This window comes from Lipingzhangella halophila (genome assembly GCF_014203805.1).
In the GTDB taxonomy this organism is placed as follows: domain Bacteria; phylum Actinomycetota; class Actinomycetes; order Streptosporangiales; family Streptosporangiaceae; genus Lipingzhangella; species Lipingzhangella halophila.
This window is the reverse complement of the sequence record NZ_JACHJT010000001.1, coordinates 3,701,342-3,722,409: the sequence shown is the minus strand read 5'-3', so window position 1 is coordinate 3,722,409 and position 21,068 is coordinate 3,701,342. Positions and strand designations below refer to the sequence as shown.

The following is a 21,068-nucleotide window of genomic DNA, read 5'->3' as shown; positions in this document are numbered from 1 at the left end:
GGCCTGGCTCCCGGTGGTCGCGACGGGTGCCCGGTGGTAGCGCGCCCGACGGGAGCAGCGAAGGCACCGGATGGGTCGGGGGTGGTTCCTGGTGTCGCCCGGCGCAGGGCTCGGGGCCGATTTTTGTGCCGATCTTGAGGATTTCGTGCCTTCCAAGCGCTACGAAGGCACGAAATCCTCAAGATCGGCGCCCAGGCCACTCACAATCCGGACATAGCGGGCGCGCGGAGGCTCGCGCGGCACCGAAACCGACCGTGCGGACAGATTCGGCGCCGAGACCGGCCCCACAGACACTCTCGGCGCGACCCAGCACCGAGAACCACACCACAGACACCCCCACTGGCCCCCACCACCAGCCGCCGCCCCCGTTACACGCTCCACCATCGGGCACCAGTCGCGACCCCCGCAGGCCGGCCCACCACCGGCCTTCGCTGCCCTCGTTGGGCGCGCAACCACCCACCCACCGCCCCGATGGGCACTACTTCGGGCCATTCGGCGTCATCGTCGTCCCAGTTACACGCGTCACCATGCGCTGTGCCGGGACCCCGCGCGTGTCCGCGGCGAGCCGGGTAACCCGCCCTTCCGCTGACCAGGCTCGCGGAAGACCGTTTACGTGATGCGGGCCACATTTCCGGGGCCGGTCTCACATCCGGGCGCCCCGGTCCCTCTTGGAGGTAAACGCGAGAGGGGGCTCGATGCGACTCACGATCGTCGCGGCGACCGGCGGAATCGGCCGGCACCTGCTGCAGCAGGCCGTCGCCGCGGGCCATGACGTCACGGCAGTGGTACGCGACCCGGAGAAGCTGGACGTGGACGTGCGTGCCGTCAAAACCGACCTCACCGCGCCCGAGCCGGAGGCGCTGAGCTCCGCGTTCGGCGGGACCGACGCGGTGCTGTCCGCTCTCGGCCCGCGGACCAGGAAGGACCTCGGGATCCTCGCCCCTGGAACCCGCGCCGTCGTCGACGCGATGGCGCTTGCTGGCGCCGGCCGCATCCTGGTCGTCAGCGGCACCGGTGTGTCGACGGTGCCCACGCCCGGCAACCCGAACCCGTCCAAGCGCGAGCCGGGGGCTGGTTTCCGCGTGAACTACATCGCCACGCCGCTCGCCAGGATCGTGCTCGGCGCCCACTTCGCCGACGTAGCACTGATGGAGGACGTCCTGCGCGGCAGCGGCCTGGACTGGACGGCGGTGCAGGTGCCGCTGCTGACCAACGGGCCGTTGACGGGGACGTACCGGCAGGCGCGCGGGCGCAGAGTCCGCGGCGGGCTCAGGCTCGCCCGTGCCGACGCCGCCCACTTCATGCTCCGTGCGATCGGGCGGCCCGAGACGTTCGGCCACCCCATCACCGCCGCCTACTGACGAACCGGGAAGGGCCCCATGGATACCGCCTACCTCACCGTGGCCGTCGTGGCGGTCGCCGCGAACGCGTTCTCCGGTATCGGCGCACTCGTCCGCCTCAAAGCGATCCTGCCCGCGATGGCCAGGGCGAACGTGCCAGTCGCGTGGCTGACGTTCCCGATCGGCACCCTCAAGACCGCGGGCGCGGCCGGCATAGCGTTGGGTCTTCTCGGCGTGCCGCTGATCGGGACGGCCGCGGCCGCCGGCCTCGTTCTGTTCTTCGCCTGCGCCGTCCACACCCACTTGCTGGCGCGGGACCTCTCGCTCCAGTTCGGCCTGGCACTCGGGTTCCTGGCGCTCGCCGCGGCCACCCTCGCGCTTGACCTGGCGGCATAGCCGGGCCGCTGCTCAGAACCGCCAGCGGGTGGGCACCGTGGAGTCGTCGGTGGGGAAGCCGAGAACCGTGGTCGGCTCCACCCGGAAGACGCGATACGGCGGCGGGCCCGCGGTCGGGGCACCGTCGGCCCAGAGAGCGCCGCCGCGCTCCTCGGGAGCCCAGCCGTACGTGGCCGCGTACGCCGCGGCGACGCCGCGCACCGCGGTCGGGTCGGTCACCGGCACCGCCGCCCCTTCGACCACCATGTCCAGCGACTCGCCGCTGGCGGTGAGGACGCAGTGCGGGTCGGCGGCGAGGTTGCGGGCCTTCCTGGAGGACTCGTTGGCGCAGAAGTGCGCGGCGCCGTCAACGACGACCGCCAGGACCGGGACGGAGTGCGGCCGGCCGCTGGGGCGCACGGTGGCGAGCCAGTACGTCCGGGCCTGGTCCAGGTTGGCCAGCGCGCTCGCCCACGGGGCCGGTTCGGCGTCCGCCGGCCCGGGCGGCGCGGGGCGGTCCCGCTCCGTCGGGGACTCCAGCACCTCGGCGACCGGTTCGTCTGCGGCCATGGCCGTCCACCCTTTCCTCGTGCGTGCGATCGACCGGACCGCTCAGCCCGCCGCGGTGAGCACGGCGGCGCCGCGTACCCGCCCGGCGGCGAGGTCGGCCAGTGCCTGGTCGGCCCGCTCGAAAGGGTAGGGGGTGGTGGTGACACGCGGGCGGTGGCGCCGGGTGTGGTCGAGCAGGGCGTGGCCGTCATCGCGGGTGTTGGCGGTCACGCTGCGCACCGTGCGCTCCTGGAACAGGTGTTCCTGGTAGTCCAGCTCCGGGATGGCGCTCAGGTGGATACCGGCGACCGCCAGCGTGCCGCCGCGGTCCAGCGCCCTGAGGGCCACCGGGACGAGCTCACCAGCGGGGGCGAACAGGATCGCCGCGTCGAGGGAGCCGGCGGGGTACTCCCCGGCGGGGCCCGCGGAGGCGCAGCCGAGTCCGAGAGCGAGCTCCGCCGCGGCCGGGGACCGCGTCACGACATCCACCACGGCGCCGCGCGCCAGCGCGACCTGGACGGTCAGGTGGGCCGACGCCCCGAAACCGTAGACACCGAGCCGGCCGCCGTCGGGAAGCTCGGCGCGCCGCAGCGCCCGGTAACCGATAATGCCCGCGCACAGCAGCGGAGCCAGGGAGGCGGCATCGGTCTCCTCGGGCAGCGGATACACGTAGCGTTCGTCAGCCACCAGGTACCGGGCGAACCCGCCGTCGGCGTCCCAGCCGGTGTAGCGGGAGCTGGGGCAGAGGTTCTCCGCGCCCCGCTGGCAGAACCGGCACTGTCCGCACGTCCAGCGCAGCCACGCGACCCCGACCCGCGTGTCCTCGGCGATCTCGCGGGCGTCGGGCCCGCGGCCGGCCACGCGGCCGACGACCTCGTGCCCGGGAACGGTCCGTTCCCGCCTGGGCGCGAGGTCGCCCTCGGCCAGGTGCAGGTCGGTCCGGCAGACGGCGCACACCTCGACCCGGATCAGCAGCTCGCGCCCGGCCGGGACCGGGACGGGGAGCCGGGCCGGGCGGAGCGGCCGCCCGCTGATCGGACCGGGGCGCTCAACCACCCAGGCGTCCATCTCGGCCGGCGGGGCGCTCAACAGGTGTTCCTCCGTGGACGCGCTCGTCCTTACGAGCCGGGCGGGCGACTCGGCGTCGACGTTTCGAGTCCACCACGCTCTTCGGCGCCGGTCCAGCCCGCGCGCGGGTCAGGCACCCGAAACGATGCGCGCGTCGTCAGTGGTGAGACCCGGGGGTCGGGGCCCGCCCACCAGAAGCTCGTACGGTCCGCGCATGGTCTCCCGCGGGGCGAAAGTGGCGGACTACTCCGCCCGACCGGTGGGCAGCAGCCCCCACAGGCCAAGCGCGGTACGGTCCCGCACGGCGCGATAGCGTCGCGTCGTGCGAGAAACACATACGGGGAGTCCTGCCCCCGGGCCTCTCGACACCGCCCGGTGGGTGCTTCCGGTGGCAGCGGTGCTCTGTTCCGCGGTGGGCGTTACCGCTGCGGCCGCCGGCGCCCGGGAGACCGCGACCGGTATGGGGACGGGGGCCGCCAACGCCGTTCTCTGCTGCGGTGCGCTCGCTCCGCTCGCGTTGTTCGCGGCGCGCGGCCGCCCTGGTGCGGGCCGGGCGTTGCTGGGCGCGGCGGGTTTGGCACTGCTGAGCTGGTGCGCGCTGAGCCTGCCCCGGGTGGGGCCTTTCTCCGGCCTGGAGTGGAACTGGCAGGGCAAGGCCGTGGACCTGCTGTGGCTCTGCGCGCTGTTCCTGGTACTGCGCCACTGGGCTCGCGACGAGGCGGGACTGCGGTGGCGGCTGGCCCCGGGGTCGCATGGCCCGGCCGCCCGCGTGATCATCGGCTGGTTCGCCGCGAGCGCCGCCCTGGTGTTCGGGGCGTCCCTGGTCAGTGGGCAGAACCTCGAAGCCGTCACCCTGGAACGGTTGCTCTTCGACTCCACCTACCCCAACCTCGCCGAGGAACTGCTGTGGCGCGGAGCGCTGCTCGCTGTGCTGGATCGGGTGTTCGGCACCCCGTGGCGGCTGTTCGGCGCGCACGTCGGCTGGGGTTTCGTCCTCACCTCCCTGGGGTTCGGGCTCGGCCACGGTCTGCTGCTGTCGGACTCGGGCCTGGCCTTCGACCCCGCGGCGATCGTGCTGACCGGGCTCTCCGGCATGGTCCTCGGCTGGGTCCGCGCGTTCACCGGGTCGGTCTGGCCCGCCTTCGCCGCGCACTGCGCCCCCGAGCTCGGGATCAGCGCCGCCGCCACCGCTGTCGCGGCGGTGCGCGGCTGAGCGTCCCCGCGGGCCGCCCGGTGGGGACAACCAACTGTGGCGCCGCGGTATGTGTTGCCATCGTCGCACCGTGGCCGACCATGGGGGCGGTGCCGTGCTCGCCCTCGCGGGCGGGCGGTTCTCCGGTGCCTCGACCCCGCGACCCGCGGTGCCCGGCCGGGCCCACGAGACGAGGACTTTCGTACTGAGTAACAGGGGGATCATGACTGACGCGTGGTGGCGCAACGCTGTTGTCTACCAGGTCTATCCACGGAGCTTCGCCGACACCGACGGCGACGGAGTCGGCGACATCGCAGGGGTCACGCGGCGTATCGACCACCTCTGGGCGCTGGGGGTAGACGCGGTGTGGCTGTCGCCTTTCTACCCCTCGCCGCTGGCCGACGGCGGGTACGACGTCGCCGACTTCCGCGGCGTCGACCCGTTGCTGGGGTCGCTCAGCGATTTCGACGCGCTGGTCGCGGCCGCGCACGAGCGCGGCATTCGGGTGATCGTCGACATCGTCCCCAACCACACATCCGAGCGGCACCCCTGGTTCCAGGAGGCGCTGGCGGCCGGGCCCGGATCGGCGGCGCGCGAGCGCTACATCTTCCGCGACGGCCGGGGCGAGAACGGGGAGCGGCCACCCAGCGACTGGAGGTCCGCGTTCGGCGGGCCGGCGTGGAGCCGGGTCCCGGACGGCCAGTGGTACCTGCACCTGTTCGCTCCGGAGCAGCCCGACCTGAACTGGAAGCACCCCGGGGTCCGGGCGGAGTTCGCGGACATCCTGCGGTTCTGGAGCCGCCGAGGTGTCGACGGGTTCCGCATCGACGTCGCCGACGCTCTGATGAAGGACCTGTCCGAGCCGCTGCGCGAGGTGGTGGCCGTGTCGGGCGGGGACGACTTCGACGACATCGCGGCCAACCCCGACCACCCGTTCAGGGACCGTCCAGAGACACACGGGATCTACCGCGAGTGGCGCGCGGTGTTCGAGGAGTTCGACCCGCCGCGGATGGCGGTGGCCGAGGCATGGCTGCCGAGCGAGCGCTTGATGCCGTACCTGCGGTCGGACGAGCTGCACGTCGCGTTCAACTTCGAGTTCCTGAGCTGCGGGTGGGACGCCGACGCCTACCGGCGGGTGATCGACGCCAACATCGGCGGCGCCTCGTCTGTGGGCACCGTGGCCACCTGGGTCATCTCCAACCACGACGTCGTGCGTCCCGTCTCGGCGCTGGGGCTGCCCGCCGGAACGGACACCAACGCCTGGCTGCTGAGCGGCGGCACCCGGCCGCCCGTCGACCCCGAGCGAGGGCTGCGGCGGGCACGGGCGGCGGCGCTGCTGGAGCTCGGCCTGCCCGGCTCCACCTACATCTACCAGGGGGAGGAGCTCGGCCTGCCCGAGGTCGCCGACCTGGTGCCCGACATGTTGCACGATCCCACCTGGCAGCGCAGTGGCGGAGAGACCAAGGGACGCGACGGTTGCCGCGTCCCCATCCCGTGGGAGCGCGCCGGCCCGTCCTTCGGGTTCAGCGCGGTTCCGGGGTGGTTGCCGCAGCCCTCCGACTGGGGCGAGTGGTCGGTCCAGGCCCAGTCCGGCGACCCTGACTCGACATTGGAGCTGTACCGGCGGGCCATCCGCACGCGCCGGGCGTTCGCCGCCGACGAGTCGTTCGCCTGGGATCCCGATCTCGACAAGGGTGACGTCCTGGCGTTCCGGCGGGGCGCCGACTGGCTGGTGCTGGTGAACACCGGGCCGGCGCCCGTGCCCCTGCCTGAGGGGGAGGTCGTGCTGGCCAGCGCCGCCCTGGAGGGGCGGACGCTGCCCGGGGACACCGCGGTGTGGCTGCGGAGGTGACGCCGGTGGCCCGGGCCGCGCCACGGTGCGGCCCGGGCCACCATTGGCGGGTCGCGATCCGCCCGGGGCGCCGCACGTGCCGCCGGGTACCGAGCTCGGGACACCGGGGATCTCCGTCGGCTTCCGGGTGAACCGCCCCGGCCCCCGCCGGTTCTCCTACTGTGGGCGGCGGCTGAAGGCCCTGGTCAGCATGTAGAGCAGCGCCCCGTTGTAGAGGAGCCCGATGAGCAGGTGCGGCCAGTAGGCGCCGCCCTCCGCCGCCACCCAGTAGACCTTGGCCGGCCAGTACGCCGGGAGCACCCCGAACGCGTACTCCCAAGGGGGCGGGACGGACCACGGCAGGATCGGCAGGGCGGTCACGAGGAGGCCGAGGGCGCGGACGATCGCGAGGCCTTCCAGCTTGTTCGCGCTGGCCAGCGCCATCAGGATCATGATTGTGGCGCCGAGCGCGGCGGCGCAGAGCCCGGCGGCCAGGACCGCGGGCAGCATCCGCGCCTCGACGTAGCCGCTCAGGAACATCGTGACCACCACGTAGGCCAGGATGATCCCCCCGAATGCCAGGCCGCGGTAGGTGGCGAACGCCGACAGCGACGCCGGGGTGACGCGTACAGCGGCGAGCGTGCCGGCGTCCTTCTCCTCGATGAGCAGCAGCCCGCCGAGCGCGGCGATGATCATGGTGGGGCCCAGCACCAGGAAGAAGGTGAGGATCAGCGGGTGGTACGGAACCAGGTCGAAGCCGAAGTCCTCCGCCAGCATGCTCGTGAGCGGCGGGAGCGCGAAGCGCGTCAGAGCGGCGTACACCAGTGGTGCCAGCAGCAGGAAGCGGAACATCGGGTCGCGCCGGATGTTGATCAGGTCGCCGCGGCCGAAGGCCAGGGCCGTGCTCGCCATCGCTACTTCCCCTCTCCGGCGACGATGTAGCGGTCGAAGACCACACGGGAGACGAGGCCGAGGACGGCGATCCAGAGCACCGGGTAGAGGAGGCTGTAGGCCCATTCCCAGCCGGCGAGGTCGTACTGCCCGAACGCTGCTCCGAGCAGGAGCAGTGGTCCCATGGTCGGGACGAGGTAGACCAGCGCGTGCTCCCAGAGTCCGGAGTAGCCCAGAAACGGCACACTGAGCACGCAGACCCACAACGTTGCGGGGATCATCCAGTCCGTGATCGAGAGATAGGGCGCCGCGCTCGTGAAACTCGCGAGCAGGAACAGTACGGTCGCGAGGACCACGCCCAGGAGCAGTTCCGGCGCGCTGAACCGGGTCCCGTGCGTGACCAGCACGATGGCCAGGGCCAGCACCGTGCTCAGCGCGGTCAGACTGGCCACCTTGGCCGTGAGGTAGTCGCGGAACGACAGCGGCGTGACGACCAGCGCGAACACGGTACGCGCGCCTTTCTCGAAGAACAGTGATCCCGCGATGAAGAAGAAGCCCACGATGACCAGGTCACCGAATATCGCGTAGGGCGCGAAAACGTCGCGGAGGTGGTGCGGCATCGGCAGCATCAGGGCCAGCCAGAGCACGCCGGAGAACGCTGCCGCGTAGAGGAACCCGTACCGCTTCTGCAGCCGTACCTCCAGCCGCAGGGTGCTCGCCAGCGCGCTCACACCAGGCTCCTTCCCGTGACCTCGACGAAGACGTCGTTCAGGTTGGCCTCCTGGCTGTGTAGCGACTCGACTCGCTGCGTACGCAGCAGCGTGTGGAAATCCGGGTCGTCACAAAGCCCGTCGAGCGCGAACTCGGCGCCCTCAAGGCCCCCGTTCTCGCTCCGGTATTCCGTCCGGACGGTCCGCTTGCTGCGGGCGAGCTTGAGCTCTGTGGGGGAGTCGAGGATCGGGATCTCGCCGTCGACGACGAACGCGACCCGGTCGCAGAGCTCCCCGGCCGTCGCCATGTCATGCGTCGTCAGGAACACGGTGCGGCCCTGGTCGCGCAGGTCGGCGATCATCTCCTTGACGGTGCGGGCGTTGCGCGGGTCGAGACCGGTCGTGGGTTCGTCGAGGAACACCAGTTCTGGCCGGTTGAGCAGGGCCCGTACGAAGGTGAGCCGCGACTGCATCCCCTTGGAGAACGCGGAGACGCGCGTGTCGGCGGCGTCGCCGAGCCCCACCCGCCGGAGTAGCTCCATGGGGTCCTCGGTGTCGCTCTTGTAGAGCGAGGCGAAGAACTCCAGGTTCTCCCGGGCGGTGAGCTTCTGGTAGTGGTTGGGTAGCTCGAACGAGACACCGATTCGCTCGTAGTAGGCCTTGCCCCACTCGCGCGGCGACCGCTCCCACACCCGCACGGTACCCCTGGCGCCGGTGAGCAGACCGATGAGGATCTTCTGGGTGGTCGACTTGCCGGCTCCGCTGGGACCGAGGAACCCGAAGATCTCCCCGGCCCGGATAGCGAAGCTCATGTCCCGCACAGCGGGCTCCGTGGCCTTTGGGTAGCTGTAGCTGAGCTCCCCGACCTCGATGACCGCGCCGGTGTCGGCTGGTCCACCGGGCGCTGCCGACCCGGGGGAACGGGCTCCTGCGGGGGTGGTCGTCATCGCTCTCGCTGCTCTTTCTCGTGTTCGCGCCAGCGTTGCTGGGTCTGCTGGAACTCCTGGGCCAGGAAGGTGTACATGTCGTTCATGTCGCGGAGCCGGTCGAGCTGCTCCGGTGGCGCGGTGGACATGCGCTCCAGGCCCTTGGCGGCCAGGTCGCGCACCCGGACCGCCTCCTCGACGCGGTTGTCGATGTCCTGGCGCCATATCCCGGGGCGAAGCCGGTAGTAGTGGCGCCGTGACCCCGGCGCCGCCACCCGTTCCACGGCACCCACGCGCTGGAGGTACCGGATGGCCGTGCTGATCCCGCCGCGGCTGGCGCCGAGGGCGCTGGCGAGATCGTCGGCGGACTGTTCGGGCGGATCGCAGACGACGAGCCAACCCACCATCTGACCCTCGGTGCGGGGGAGCCCGCGCTCCTCGAAGAACTGGCCGATCTCCGCGGCGAACGCGGCGCGCTCCGCTTCGAGAGCGCTTCGTTCCGCGGGGTCGTCACGCACGTGACCTCCTCGATCTTGATTCCGGTCATTACACGATAGTCAGCTAAGACTGAACTTTCAATAAATACTGAAAACCAAAATCGTGTTTCCGGGGGGCGGCAGCACAACGGCCCCCTCGCACCAGGGCGAGGGGGCCGTGTTCGCGGATGAGGAGTCAGATGTCGCCGGCCACGAGGAGGCGCGTCCTACCGCCGGGCACACGCCCCCCGTAGGGCGGCGCGGCCGCTCGCTCTCCTGGCAGCTTCGCGGCCGTCAGCGGAGCGCGCGGCGCGCAACGCCGCTGCGCGGTGGGGCCGCGCTGCGGCGTTGGGGCACGCATCCGCCGCTTCGCCGGGGGCGGTACCGGCGGTGGAGCCGTAGGCCGCCCGCCGGGGTATCAGCGGCGGCGGGAGTAGAGGCCGTCGACGAGCACGACACCCCCGGCGGCCACGAGAACCTGGACGATCAGGACGAACAGCCAGAACGTCGTGAAGAGGGTGGCGATCCACCCACCCACGACCGCGGCCACGATGCCGAGCAGGAGCGTGAGCCAGATCGGCAGGTGCTGCTTGCCGGGGACGACCAGTCGTCCCAGCGCGCCGATTATCAGACCCACGATGAGCGCGCTGATAAAGCTGGTGACCTCCACGGGATCTCACCCTCCTCAGGTTGGCTGTGCCAGGAGGCCCTCTGCCCACGCCGGGGGCCGGATAACCTACACAGCCGCTGTCCCCGCTGGTCCGGGACGGGTGAGGTGCGAGGGGAACGCGCGACCGGCCCGCCGCGCCCGCCAACCTGAAAAGGCGGTCTTCGCGGCATCGGCGGGAAACCCGGGCAGGGCTCAGAGCAGACTGAGCTGGTGCGCCGCGCGGCGCGGTCGGGCGGGTGCGTTTTCGCTGGCCACCGCCTGCGGCATGTCCCGTAGCTCGGTGAGGAACGGTGACGGGCGCATCTCCCGCGTCTCGCCGTGCCGGGTGCGCCGGGCCGCGTGCGTCAGGTACAGGTGGTCCTGCGCCCGGGTCATCCCAACGAAGCAGAGCCGGCGCTCCTCGGCGAACGCGTCGTCTCCCAGTTCGGCACCCGGCCAGCGCAGCGGAAGCAGGGAGTCCGCACACCCAACGATGAACACCACGGGGAACTCCAGGCCCTTCGCGGCGTGCAGCGTGAGCAGCGAGACCGCGTCGGCGCGCGGGTCGATCGCGTCGACCTCGGCGCCCAGCAGCACCTCGTGGCAGAACCGCGCGACGTCGGTCCCGCACCGCTCGGCGAGCGGAGTGAGCAACTCGACCGCGCCGTGCACCATTGCGGCGCTCTCGGCGCGGTCCCGCTCGGACAGGGTGGCCAGGAACGCCTCGGCGGCACCGCGCACCCGGTCGACCACCGGGCCGTCCCCGGCCGGGGACACGGTGCTCGTGTGCGTCAGTTCGCGCATGATGTGCTCGACACCGCTGCGCGCGGTCAGCGGGTCGTGCGAGCGCTTCTGCGCGGGGAACCCGCACCGGCCCAGCTCGTCGAGGACCGCGCGGGACTGCGCGTCGGTGCGGTACAGCACCGCGATGTCGGAGAACGAGATCCGGCCGTCGCCGTCGCCCTCGACGCGCCCGCTGTCCAGCGAGTGCAGCGACGTCCCGCCCAGGAGCTGGTCGATGGTGCGGGCCACGTAGGCCGCCTCGGCCCGCTCGTCGGCGGCCCGATGCAGGTGGATCCGCTGGTCGCTGTCCGTGCGCATGGGGTGCAGCCCCCGGTCGGCGACGAGGCTGCTGGGCCGGATCGCCCGCAGCGCGCCGGCGACGATGTGCCGTCCGCTGCGGTAGTTGCGGGTGAGCCAGACGACGGGTGCCCGCGGGTAGTCCTCCTGGAAGCGCAGGAAGAACCGCACGTCGGCGCCGCGGAAGGCGTAGATCGCCTGGTCGGGGTCGCCGATCGCGGTCAGGTTGGCGTCGTCGGGGGCCAGTAGGCGCAGCATCCGGTACTGCAGGTCGTCGACGTCCTGGTACTCGTCGACAGTGATCCAGCGGAAGCGCCGCTGGTACTCCTCTCGGACCTGTTCGTCGAATTCCAGCAGGTGCACCGGCAGAGCGAGCAGGTCGTCGTAGTCCACCAGGCCGCGCTCGCGCAGTGCCGCGAGGTAGCGGGGGAGGACCTCGCCGGCCTCGACCGGCTCGGTGGCGCCGTTCTCGGTGTCCGCGCCGCTGCCGGAGCCCTCCGGCGCACCGCCGCGGCGGGATCGGGAGATCGCCGGGCGCAACCGGCGTGCCGCGCGCTCGTCCCCGGCCACCTCGGTGAGTATGCGGTGCTGCTCCGCGGCGTCGGCGACACCGAAGTCAGCGGGCAGGTCGAGCAGGGCGTGCCGTTCGCGGAGCACGGTCAGCCCGAGCGAGTGGAACGTGGCGACGGTGATGTCCCGGCCCGGCGCGCCCACCAGGGTCTCCAGCCGCTCGGTCATCTCCTCGGCGGCACGGCGGGTGAAGGTGATCGCCAGGCACTCGCGCGCGGGAACGTCCCGTTCGAGCACGAGGTGCGCGATGCGGTGTGTCACCGTGCGCGTCTTCCCGGTGCCGGGGCCCGCGACGATCAGCAGCGGACCGTCGGGCACCGAGGCGGCGGCGCGCTGCTCGGGGTCCAATCCTCCCAGGACGCCGTCGACCGGCGCGTCCTCGCCGCTCGTGCTGTTCTCGGTGCCGGGCGCGGTGCCCGCGCTGCCAGTGTCGCTGTCGAGAGGGGCGGGTCCGGCCCCGGGCGGTGCGGGGACCGCCGGAGCGGAAGCCCGCGAGGGTGCGGTGTGCACGGGCCCGAACGCGTCCTCCTCGAATAACGCCGGGGTGTTGCGCGCCCGCACGTCCCGGAGTTCGCTGGGCTCGAAGAGGCGGATCGTGCCGTACTCCCCGTCGTAGCCGGGGTCGCGGATGACCTGGTCGGCGCGCAGCCGGCGGATGGCCTCGGCCAGTGGCGCGTTGTCGCGCCGAAGGTCGTCCAGCGGAACCTCGTCCAGGATCGCCAGTTCGGGACCGTGGGCCGCGGTCAGCGCGTCGATCTCCCGCTGGACGCGTTTGCTCTTCGGCCCGACGCCCACCACCTCACCGACGATCTCCGGTAGCGGGATGAGGCTGCGGAAACCGGCCGCGCCCTCCGGGCGCGCGGGCTCGGTGCGGTCGGCGAGCGTGTCGACGCGGTGTTGCACCCCGACAGTGACGGGCTTCCCGCAGCTCGGACAGCGCCCGTTGTGGGCGCGGGTCTCGGCGGGGTCCAGCCGCACCGCGCACTTGCGGTGTCCGTCGAGGTGGTACTTGCCCTCCTCCGGGAAGAACTCGACCGTGCCCTCGAAGCCGGCGCCGGTCCGCAGGGCGCGGCGGATGGCGAAGTAGTCCACCTCGGTGTCGAAGACGCTGGCCTCGCGCCCCAGCATCGGCGGGGAGTGCGCGTCGGAGTGGCTGACCAGGGTGTAGCGGTCGAGCCCCGAGATCCGCCAGTTCATCTCCGGATCGCTGGACAGCCCGGTCTCCAGCGCGAAGATGTGCCCGGCGAGGTCGCGGTAGCAGTCGTCGATCGTGTTGAACCCGGCCTTGGACCCGAGCACCGCGAACCAGGGGGTCCAGATGTGCGCGGGCACGAGGTAGCTGCCTTCCCCGCTCTCCAGGGTGATTTCCAGGAGGTCGCGGGAGTCCAGGCCGAGGATGGGGCGGCCGTCGGAGCCGAGGTTGCCGATCGCGCCGAGCCGCCGGTTGAACTCCTCGGCGGCGGCGAAGTCCGGCACGTAGCACAGGTGGTGCACCTTGCGGGTGTACTCGCCGTGCTTATAGATCGTCGAGATCTCCACCGACAGCATGAAACGCACGTCGTGAGCGGACGTCGGCGGGGTGGCGGGCATCGTTCGGCGCAGCGTCCGCTCGTGGTCGGCGCGCAGCTTGTACAGCCCCGGCTCGGCGGGTTCGAGCACCTCCTTCAGGTGCGCGAGCCACGCGGGGTGCGTGAAGTCGCCGGTACCGACGACACTGATGCCCTTGCGCCGCGCCCACCAGGTCAGATGCTCGATGTCGCAGTCTTTGCTGCACGCGCGCGAGTACTTCGAGTGGATGTGCAGATCTGCGTAGTAGCGCACCTGACCCATCCTGCCAGCAGATGAGGGGCGCTGGATCCGCGCGGCCGGGAACACCGCCCCTCCGGATCATGGGTGACAGGGGGGCCAGTCATGCCGGGCCCGAAGGCCGGGAGTTCCCTTGCGGAACTGCCCTGGAAGGTAATGGGGTTGCGGCAATGGGGCGAAGTGAGCGCGGCGAGCGAGCCAGCTTGCCGCCCAGCGTTGGTGCACCTTCGCTCGGCGGCAAGCTGGCACCCATCCCGCTGCGCTCGCGGGGTGCCCCATTGCCGCAACCCACCCCGACGTGGTCCTCATTGTCCCAACCCGGCGGGCCGGGCAGGGAACCGGACGCGGCGCGGCAGCATCTGAGTGCCGTCAAGGCCGATCGAAGAGAGGGACCATGCACCCCTTGCCGACACCGACCACCAGCGGCCGACCGTGGCCGTCCGCCGATGCCGCGTTCGTGAACCTCGCCCGTACCGGACTGGGGCGCATATTCGTCGGCCTGGGACTGCTGCTGTTCTTCACCGGTTGCGCGGCCGCCGGGGCCATCTGGCCAGAGCGGTTCCTCACCGAGGACGGCGAGGGCGGGGCGAGGAACATCGCCGCGGTCATCGCCGTGCTGTTCGGCGCACTGAGCGTGGTGATGCTGTTCGGTCTGGCCAGAACCCTGCGTACGCACGGCCCGGCCGTGGACCGCTCCGGTCTGTGGTTCCTCACCGGCGGTCGGGCCGAGGTGGCGCCCTGGCCGCAGATCCTGGCGATCGGCGGGAGCTGGGTACCGGCCCGCGGCGGCGCGCGCGGACTGGGCGGGATGGCTGTGGACGCCATGCTGACCGACAAAGGGCGGCGGTTCTTCGCCGTTGAGGTCTTCCTGTACGACCCCGGGGCCGTCGCCGGGCAGCGGACCTTCGACCGCCAACTGCACCGGACCCGGAACGAGCGGCCGCCGAGGGCGGGCCTGCCCGGCGCCCGGCTGCGCTTCACCTTCCGAACCATCCGGCACTACCGTGCGTTCGCGGCCCGCCTGAACCGTTGGGCACCGCAGTTGTGGATCGGGGAGTACCAGCGGTAGTCGCCGCGCTGGGGCCAACAGTGTGCCGCTCCGGCGCCGCTCTCGGGCATCGCGTTCACTCAACAACCGGCTCCGAGGCACCCTTGGCTGCGCCACACTCGCCGAGGCCCTCAACCACCGCCTCGTTGCACCCGCCACGTGAAACCAAGGGCGACGGGAGGAACGGAACGCTCAGGATTGGCGCCTAGCGTTGTGCGCGTTGCGGAACAGCGGAAGCAGCACCTCGTCCACGATTCCGTTGATGGCGTCCTCGGGTACCGGTATGCCGACGGAGATGACGTGGTGCCGCATGAGCGCCTGGATCGTCTGCAACTGCAGGTCCGTGATGGCGTCCGCGTCGACCTCCCCGCGCGCGGCTGCCCGCCGGACGATCGTGCGCGCCGAGCGCAGGCTGCTTCCCCGCGAATGCGCGCGGATCTCCGTCGCGCGTTCGGGGCTGGCCAGCGCGTCGCCCATCAGGCCGAGTATCGCCTGACCGGCGGGACCGGAGAGCTGGTCGGTGGCGTCGCGAAGCATGGCCAGCAGGTCACCGCGCAGACTTCCGGTGTCGGCGACCTTCTCGGGGGAGGGAAGCGCGCTGTAGGCCGCGTCCATCGCCAGCGTGGCCTTGCTGGGCCAACGGCGGTACAGCGACGCCTTGCTGGCCTGCGCGCGCTCGGCGACGCCCTCCATGGTCAGTTCCTGGTACCCCACGTCGGCGAGCTCGGCCAGCGTCGCGTCGAGGATGGCCGCGTTGAGCGTGTCGCCGCGGCGCCGGGGCCGCTTGCGGTGGTCCGTGCTGGATTCCGCGGCGGGCCCGGCCGCGGTGTGGGCTGCGTGGTCGTCGGGCACTTCGGGTCCACTCGTGGTCGGGCTCGGTCCAGCCCTGAGCTTAGGTCGTGTTTCGGGTGCGCGACCGCCGCGCCGACTCGCTCGACCAGCCACCGCGGTCGCTCGCCGCACATCGGCGGGCGCGCCGCCGCACCGGAGAGCTCGCCGGGGCCGGCGCGAAGCCGCCCCGGCAGGGGAGACGGCGGGCCGCCGAACCCGTCAAGAGCCATCCCCTCGGGGTTCGGGGCGGTCCGCGGTGCCGTCAGGCTCGGCGGCGGTCACCCGGCCGCGGTCGCCGTCGACCGTCACCAGCCGGCCGTCGGTCAGCGTGGCGGTGCCCGTCGCCGACCCCATGATCGCGGGGATGCCGTACTCGCGCGCGACTATCGCGGCGTGCGAGCCCAGTCCGCCGGTGTCGACCACGACGGCGGCCGCGCTCTGAAAGAGCGGCGTCCAGGACGGATTGGTGTTGGGGCACACGAGGATGTCGCCGGTGCGCAGGTTGCCGAACTCGGCCGGCTCCCGGATCACCCGCACGGGCCCGGTGGCCCGGCCACCGCCGGCGGCGGTCCCCGTGGCGAGCGCGTCGGTGTCGGGGCCGGAGTCGTGGAACCGGACCGCGGGGGAGATGAGCGGTACGCCGGCCAGCTCCGCGCGCTTGGCCGAGCGCGCGTCAGCGGTGGCGCGCAGCCGCGCGGCGTCGGCTTCGGGGAGCGTGTCCGGGTCCGGGAGGTCCTCCAGCTCTTCGCGCCGCAGGTGCAGCACGGCCCACTGGTCGCCCAGCACGCCAGCGCTCGCCAGCCGCCGCCCCATCTCCAGGACAGCGTTGCGTAGCGGCGGCAGCGGCCGGGTGAGCTCGAAATGGCTGTCCTCCCGGAACCCGACCCCGGACCGCGCCGCCCGCACCATCCGCGGCAGCCGCGCCCGGCGCCGCGGCCGCTGGGCCCTGGGGTGCGCCAGCAGTCGCCGCAGAGCGTCCCCGGCCAGGTCGGGAGACTGGTCGGCGGTGGGCTCCGCGGGCCGGGTGACCAGGGTCCGGACCATGCCGAGAATGGTCGCCGGGGCCTCACCCATGGTCGGCGCGGACAGCAGGAGCGCGCTGGCGGTCTCCCGGTGCCCGAACTCGGCGCGGAAGGCGTCCAGCGCCGCGCGGAAGTCGGCGAACTCCGGGCTGGCGTGCACCCGCTCGACGAGGGCGTCCCCGTCGAGCTCCGCGAACGCCGCGCGCAGCCGGTCGTCGTCGCGGACGTGGCGCGCGAGAGCCTCAAGCGCGCGGTTGTTGTCGACGGTGCGTGTCGTCGCGCCCATGATCAGCGAGGAGAACAGGTCGCCGCGGCCCAGGAAGCGCAGGGCCAGCCGCAGCCGCAGCAGGCTCATTCCGGAGCGGGGAAGGTAGTCGACGCGAAGGTCGGTCACGAGGTCGAGCGCGTCCAGGGCGCGGCGCGGGACCCGGCGCAGCTCGTCCCACGGCACGGAGCGCCACTCGGTGGCGTTCAGCTCCGCGATACGCCGCTGGAACGTCGTGAACCGCGGGTCCTGCGTCCAGCGTTCCGGGTCGTAGCGGCGGATCCGGCCAAGGATCCGGGCGGGAGCTGTCAGCACCGCCGGCGTCGGGCGCGGATTCGGCGGGACGAACCGGTCGACCACCCCGTCGACCTCGGGCGCGACGTCTCTGAGGTCCACGCGCAGGCCGGGGATCTCCGCCATCATGCGTGACACCAGACGGCCCGGCCCGGGCAGCACCCATGCGCTCATGTCCAGCGGGTAGGGCCGGTAGGGAAACATTTCCAGGATCACCGGCCCGACCCGCCGCTGGATCCGGTTGAGCCGGACCGGCGCCGGTGGGAGCGCGGTCATCGGTCGCGCCTGGAGCAGCCATACCGTCCCGTCAGCGAGCGCCCACTCCATGTCCTGGGGCCGGCCGAAGTGTTCGGACACCGCTGTACCGAGGCGGGCGAGTTCGGTCAGCACGCCTGCCGGAAGCTGTTCTCCCGCGGTTTCCTCGCCGGTGGAGTCGTGGGCGATGCCGCCGCCGGCCGTGCCGCGGACGACCACCTCGCGCTGCCCGGGAGTCCATTCGCGGATCCGGCCGCGCCGGTCGAGCACATAGTGGTCCGGGGTCACCAGGCCGGACACGACGGCCTCGCCGAGACCGCTGCTGGCGTCCACCACCAGCTCGTCGCGCGCGCCGGTGACCGGGTTCGCGCAGAGCAGCACGCCCGCCGACTCGGCCGGCACCATGGCCTGCACCACCACGGCGATCCGCACGGCACCGGAGTCGATGCCGCGGCGGCGCCGGTAGGAGATGGCGCGGTCGGTCCACAGCGACCCCCAGCAGTGGCGCACCGCGTCGAGGAGCGCGTCCTGGCCGACCACGTTGAGGTAGGTGTCCTGCTGGCCGGCGAACGCCGCACCCGGGAGGTCCTCGGCGGTCGCGCTGGAGCGCACCGCGACGGCCTCCGCGCCGAGCTCCGCGTAGGCCGCGACGATCGCGGCGCGCACTTCCTCGGGGATCTCGGCGGCCGCGAACTCGGACCGGATCGCCGCGGCGGCCCGCGCGGCGTCGTCGGCCGACCCGTCGGCGGCCGCGAGCCGCTCGTCGATCCGCTGGGCCAACCCGCCGCGGTCGACGACCGCGGTGTAGGCGTCCGTGGTGACGACGAAGCCGCCGGGGACCCGGTAGCCGGCCCGGACCAGCTCACCGAGGTTCGCGCCCTTACCGCCAGCGCGGTCGAGGTCCGCGGCGCTGAGCGTGTCGAGTGGGGCGACGGGGCGGTCCGCGGCGGGCGCTGCCGGCGCGCCCACTGCCGCGTGTGCCGAGTCTGGCATGCGGTGCTCTCCCTTGCTTCGTTGCCGGCGCCGTAGTCGTCTGGTCGGGCGTCCCGAGCGGCATGGCGGCCGTCAGGCCGGGCAGCGCACGGCCGATGCGGACCCCTGAATGGGCGCGCCTCTCATAGAGAACGGAACGTTCTCTATGTTACGTAGCGGAATTAGGAAACGCAACGTTCATTAAAAGGTTGTTGGTCTGCCCTCTGCTGTTTCTGGACGCCGACGGGACGGCTGTGCCGAACGCGCCTGCCATGAACGGGGCGCCGCGGCCGGCACGCGTCGGACCACGAATCTTCACGTCCCGTTGGTGCCGGTGTGCTGCACACACTCCTAACTTCGATGCTGACCGGACCCGGTACGTGGGTCTGCCCCCATCGACAGGGAGTTGTGCAACGTGACCGTCCCCCAGGACACCCAGCAGCCACAGGGGCCCTCCCGTCGTTCCCTCATCCAGGGAGCGGCCGCAACGGGTGCATTCACGCTCGGTTTCGGCGCACTCGACGGGCTGGTGCGCGCCGCTGCGGCCGACTCGGCGGGACGCACCGTCGGCCTCGGCGAGGGTGGCTACGGAAAGCTGCGCTCCGTCACGCGTACGGACCCCGAAACCGGCACCGAGGTGGAACTGATGCTGCCCGCCGGGTTCGACTTCGCGGTCTTCGGGCTCGCGGGCACCACCATGGACGACGGGCACGTGACCCCGCTCGGCCACGACGGCATGGCCGCGTTCCCCGGCCCGGACAAGAAGAGCTACCGGCTGGTGCGCAACCACGAGGAGCGCACCACGGCCGACGCGGCGACCCCCTCCGGCGAGCCCGGGGACCGTTACGACGAGAAGGCCGGCGGCGGGACCAGCACCCTGCGGGTGAGTTTCAGCCGCGGCACCATCCAGCTGGAGAGCGCACGACTGTCGCTCGCCGGCACGATCGTCAACTGCGCGGGCGGCCCGACTCCGTGGGGCTCCTGGATCACCTGCGAGGAGACGACCGCCGGCCCCGGCGCCGGATGGGAGCGCAAGCACGGCTACGTCTTCGATGTCGACGCCAGCGCCGACGCGCCCGTCGCCCCCACCCCGTTGCCGGCCCTGGGCCGCTTCGTGCACGAGGCGATCGCGGTCGACCCGGACACCGGGACCGTCTATCTCACCGAGGACCGCGACAACGCGGGGTTCTACCGGTTCGTCCCGGACACCCAGGGCGACCTGACCTCAGGCAAGCTGCAGATGCTGAAGATCACGGGCGAGGAAGGGCTCGACCTCAGGGTCTCCCGCACGCAGGGCGAGCTGCTGCCCGTGGAGTGGGTGGACATCGCCGACCCGGATCCCGACGAGGCCGAGGAGAACCCGTCGGCGGTGCACGAGCAGGGTATCGAGCAGGGCGGGGCCACGTTCGCCCGGCTGGAGGGCTGCTGGTGGGGCAACGGCGCCGCCTACCTGGTTTCCACGAATGGCGGCGAGCTCGGTGAGGGCCAGGTCTTCGAGTACCGGCCCGGCGACGACACGCTCGCCCTGGTCTACGAGTCCACCGACCGCGATGTCCTGTCCTTCCCGGACAACATCACCGTCAGCCCGCAGGGCGCGCTGCTGGTCTGCGAGGACACCTCGCGCTCCGCTCCGCAGCTGCGCGGGATCACCACCGAAGGAAACACGTTCCCGTTCTGTGTCGACCCCAGTGACGACGAATGGTGCGGCGCGACGTTCAGCCACGACGGGCGGGTGCTGTTCGCCAACCTGCAGGGGTCGACCGCCGGCGACCCGCGGGCACCGGAGACGCCCGGCCGGACCGTGGCGATCTGGGGGCCCTGGAAGCGCGGCGCGCTGTAGGGGAGTGGGACGGCGGCGCGGCCGGTCCCCGGCCGTGCCGGCCGCTGCCGTTAGTTGAGCACCCGCACCGGGGTCCCGTTCAGGAAGCCGGCCACGGCCTCCACGGTCTCCCCGTGGTACAGGTGGTAGTTGGTGTGCGTGCCGTAGCCGGTGTGCGGGGTCAGCACGGTGTTGGGCGCCGTGCGCAGCGGGTGGTCCTTGGGGAGGGGTTCGGTGTCGTAGACGTCGATGCCGGCACCGGCGATCGTGCCCGCACGCAGCGCCGAGACCAGGGCGGCCTCGTTGACGATCGGCCCCCGCGAGGTGTTCACCAGGTAGCCGTCGGGGCCGAGCAGCTCCAGCTCCCGCGCGCCGATCAGGTCCCGGGTGCGGTCGCTGAGCTTGAGGTGGATCGTCGCGATGTCGCACTGGCGGAGCAGTTCGTCCTTGTCGACCCGGGTGGCGCCGTGCTCCGCGGCGCGCTCGTCGGTCAGGTTGTGGCTCCACGCCAGCACCCGCATGCCGAACGCGGCGCCGATCGCCGCGACCCGGGCGCCGAGCCGACCCAGACCGATCACCCCCAGGGTGCTGCCGTGCAGGTCCCCGGCGACCGTGTGCTGCCATCCGCCGGAGTGCACGGCCTCGTTCTCCTGCGGAATCCGCCGCACCAGCGCGAGGATCAGCGCCCACGTGAGCTCGACGGTCGGGGCGGTGAGGCTGCCGGTGCCGCTGACCGTGATCCCCAGGGAGCGGGCGGCTTCCATGTCGATCGCCGGGTTGCGATTGCCGGTCGTCACGAGCAGGCGCAGGTTCGGCAGCCGGCTGAGCAGCTCGCGCGGGAACGGGGTCCGCTCGCGCATCGCGCAGACGACCTCGAACGGTCGCAGCCGCTCGACGAGCGCGTCGTGGGAGTCTAGGTGGTCGGTGAAGACCGTGAGCTCGGTGCCGGGCGGGAGCTGTGCCCAGTCGCCGTAGCGTCGTGAGATGTCCTGGTAGTCGTCGAGCACTGCGACCTGCGTAGCCATGGCGGAAGCCTACGGCGTGCCCTGGGGCGCACCGGAAGCGGGGCCAAGCGTGGCGCGGCTCCCGGCGGCGCCTC

The 21,068-nt window shown here is 72.2% G+C and carries 17 protein-coding genes; 6 read left to right on the top strand and 11 right to left on the bottom strand.

Features of this window, described 5'->3' with window-relative positions; genetic code table 11:
• Nucleotides 1–695 precede the first annotated feature (695 nt).
• Together F4561_RS17150 and F4561_RS17145 are read left to right on the top strand one after the other, a co-directional pair.
• Entirely contained in the window at nucleotides 696–1,361 is a 666-nt protein-coding gene (locus tag F4561_RS17150; protein ID WP_184580303.1) for an NAD(P)-dependent oxidoreductase, read from the top strand.
• 18 nt (nucleotides 1,362–1,379) lie between these two features.
• Nucleotides 1,380–1,736 carry a DoxX family protein gene (locus F4561_RS17145; protein WP_184580301.1) on the top strand — a complete coding sequence of 119 codons (357 nt, stop codon included), beginning with the start codon at nucleotides 1,380–1,382 and terminating at the stop codon, nucleotides 1,734–1,736.
• Between the two features lie 12 nt (nucleotides 1,737–1,748).
• On the opposite strand, the gene F4561_RS17140 is transcribed toward F4561_RS17145, so the two are convergent.
• Both F4561_RS17140 and F4561_RS17135 read right to left on the bottom strand, forming a co-directional pair.
• Complete coding sequence (locus tag F4561_RS17140) at nucleotides 1,749–2,285, bottom strand: pyridoxamine 5'-phosphate oxidase family protein (RefSeq protein WP_184580299.1); 537 nt, start codon at nucleotides 2,283–2,285, stop codon at nucleotides 1,749–1,751.
• Nucleotides 2,286–2,327: 42 nt separating this feature from the next.
• The gene (locus F4561_RS17135) at nucleotides 2,328–3,353 is read right to left on the bottom strand and encodes a zinc-dependent alcohol dehydrogenase family protein (protein ID WP_376773664.1); all 1,026 of its coding nucleotides are present in this window, start codon (nucleotides 3,351–3,353) and stop codon (nucleotides 2,328–2,330) included.
• Nucleotides 3,354–3,654: 301 nt separating this feature from the next.
• Between F4561_RS17135 and F4561_RS17130 the strand changes: the two genes are divergently transcribed.
• Together F4561_RS17130 and F4561_RS17125 are read left to right on the top strand one after the other, a co-directional pair.
• On the top strand, nucleotides 3,655–4,545 hold the full coding sequence (locus F4561_RS17130) for a CPBP family intramembrane glutamic endopeptidase (protein ID WP_184580297.1): 891 nt from the start codon (nucleotides 3,655–3,657) through the stop codon (nucleotides 4,543–4,545).
• Between the two features lie 202 nt (nucleotides 4,546–4,747).
• The gene (locus F4561_RS17125; protein ID WP_184580296.1) at nucleotides 4,748–6,376 is read left to right on the top strand and encodes a glycoside hydrolase family 13 protein; all 1,629 of its coding nucleotides are present in this window, start codon (nucleotides 4,748–4,750) and stop codon (nucleotides 6,374–6,376) included.
• A 156-nt stretch (nucleotides 6,377–6,532) separates the two neighbouring features.
• On the opposite strand, the gene F4561_RS17120 is transcribed toward F4561_RS17125, so the two are convergent.
• The 6 genes from F4561_RS17120 to F4561_RS17095 form a co-directional block, all read right to left on the bottom strand.
• Entirely contained in the window at nucleotides 6,533–7,267 is a 735-nt protein-coding gene (locus F4561_RS17120; protein WP_184580294.1) for an Rv2686c family ABC transporter permease subunit, read from the bottom strand.
• Nucleotides 7,268–7,269: 2 nt separating this feature from the next.
• Nucleotides 7,270–7,977 carry a fluoroquinolone export ABC transporter permease subunit gene (locus F4561_RS17115; RefSeq protein ID WP_184580292.1) on the bottom strand — a complete coding sequence of 236 codons (708 nt, stop codon included), beginning with the start codon at nucleotides 7,975–7,977 and terminating at the stop codon, nucleotides 7,270–7,272.
• Entirely contained in the window at nucleotides 7,974–8,903 is a 930-nt protein-coding gene (locus F4561_RS17110; RefSeq protein ID WP_184580291.1) for an ABC transporter ATP-binding protein, read from the bottom strand. Before F4561_RS17110 ends, F4561_RS17115 begins: the two co-directional genes overlap by 4 nt.
• Nucleotides 8,900–9,400, bottom strand: a complete 501-nt coding sequence (locus F4561_RS17105) for a GbsR/MarR family transcriptional regulator (RefSeq protein ID WP_221445520.1) — start codon at nucleotides 9,398–9,400, stop codon at nucleotides 8,900–8,902. Before F4561_RS17105 ends, F4561_RS17110 begins: the two co-directional genes overlap by 4 nt.
• A gap of 376 nt (nucleotides 9,401–9,776) precedes the next feature.
• Nucleotides 9,777–10,028 carry a GlsB/YeaQ/YmgE family stress response membrane protein gene (locus F4561_RS17100; RefSeq protein WP_184580289.1) on the bottom strand — a complete coding sequence of 84 codons (252 nt, stop codon included), beginning with the start codon at nucleotides 10,026–10,028 and terminating at the stop codon, nucleotides 9,777–9,779.
• A 192-nt stretch (nucleotides 10,029–10,220) separates the two neighbouring features.
• A complete protein-coding gene (locus F4561_RS17095; protein WP_221445519.1) occupies nucleotides 10,221–13,487 on the bottom strand; it encodes a UvrD-helicase domain-containing protein in 3,267 nt (1,088 codons plus the stop codon).
• A 379-nt stretch (nucleotides 13,488–13,866) separates the two neighbouring features.
• Between F4561_RS17095 and F4561_RS17090 the strand changes: the two genes are divergently transcribed.
• Entirely contained in the window at nucleotides 13,867–14,532 is a 666-nt protein-coding gene (locus tag F4561_RS17090; RefSeq protein ID WP_184580285.1) for a hypothetical protein, read from the top strand.
• 171 nt (nucleotides 14,533–14,703) lie between these two features.
• Here F4561_RS17090 and F4561_RS17085 read toward each other — a convergent pair whose 3' ends face one another.
• Nucleotides 14,704–15,363, bottom strand: coding sequence for a TetR/AcrR family transcriptional regulator (locus F4561_RS17085; RefSeq protein ID WP_184580283.1), 660 nt, complete (start codon nucleotides 15,361–15,363; stop codon nucleotides 14,704–14,706).
• Between the two features lie 198 nt (nucleotides 15,364–15,561).
• Entirely contained in the window at nucleotides 15,562–18,171 is a 2,610-nt protein-coding gene (locus tag F4561_RS17080) for a PEP/pyruvate-binding domain-containing protein (protein ID WP_184580281.1), read from the bottom strand.
• Nucleotides 18,172–18,565: 394 nt separating this feature from the next.
• Here F4561_RS17080 and F4561_RS17075 point away from each other — a divergent pair, with 394 nt between their 5' ends.
• Nucleotides 18,566–19,990 (top strand): PhoX family protein, encoded by a 1,425-nt coding sequence (locus F4561_RS17075; RefSeq protein WP_184580279.1) that lies wholly within the window; start codon nucleotides 18,566–18,568, stop codon nucleotides 19,988–19,990.
• Between the two features lie 50 nt (nucleotides 19,991–20,040).
• Here F4561_RS17075 and F4561_RS17070 read toward each other — a convergent pair whose 3' ends face one another.
• Nucleotides 20,041–20,994: a D-2-hydroxyacid dehydrogenase family protein gene (locus F4561_RS17070; RefSeq protein ID WP_184580277.1), complete on the bottom strand. Its 954-nt coding sequence runs from the start codon at nucleotides 20,992–20,994 to the stop codon at nucleotides 20,041–20,043.
• Nucleotides 20,995–21,068 lie beyond the last annotated feature (74 nt).

Excerpts from the sequence above, each read along its gene's own strand:
- F4561_RS17120 (WP_184580294.1), bottom strand. The coding sequence starts at position 7,267 with ATGGCGAGCACGGCCCTGGCCTTCGGCCGCGGCGACCTGATCAACATC.
- F4561_RS17145 (WP_184580301.1), top strand. The coding sequence starts at position 1,380 with ATGGATACCGCCTACCTCACCGTGGCCGTCGTGGCGGTCGCCGCGAAC.
- F4561_RS17095 (WP_221445519.1), bottom strand. The coding sequence starts at position 13,487 with ATGGGTCAGGTGCGCTACTACGCAGATCTGCACATCCACTCGAAGTAC.
- F4561_RS17125 (WP_184580296.1), top strand. The coding sequence starts at position 4,748 with ATGACTGACGCGTGGTGGCGCAACGCTGTTGTCTACCAGGTCTATCCA.
- F4561_RS17110 (WP_184580291.1), bottom strand. The coding sequence starts at position 8,903 with ATGACGACCACCCCCGCAGGAGCCCGTTCCCCCGGGTCGGCAGCGCCC.
- F4561_RS17140 (WP_184580299.1), bottom strand. The coding sequence starts at position 2,285 with ATGGCCGCAGACGAACCGGTCGCCGAGGTGCTGGAGTCCCCGACGGAG.
- F4561_RS17150 (WP_184580303.1), top strand. The coding sequence starts at position 696 with ATGCGACTCACGATCGTCGCGGCGACCGGCGGAATCGGCCGGCACCTG.
- F4561_RS17070 (WP_184580277.1), bottom strand. The coding sequence starts at position 20,994 with ATGGCTACGCAGGTCGCAGTGCTCGACGACTACCAGGACATCTCACGA.
- F4561_RS17080 (WP_184580281.1), bottom strand. The coding sequence starts at position 18,171 with ATGCCAGACTCGGCACACGCGGCAGTGGGCGCGCCGGCAGCGCCCGCC.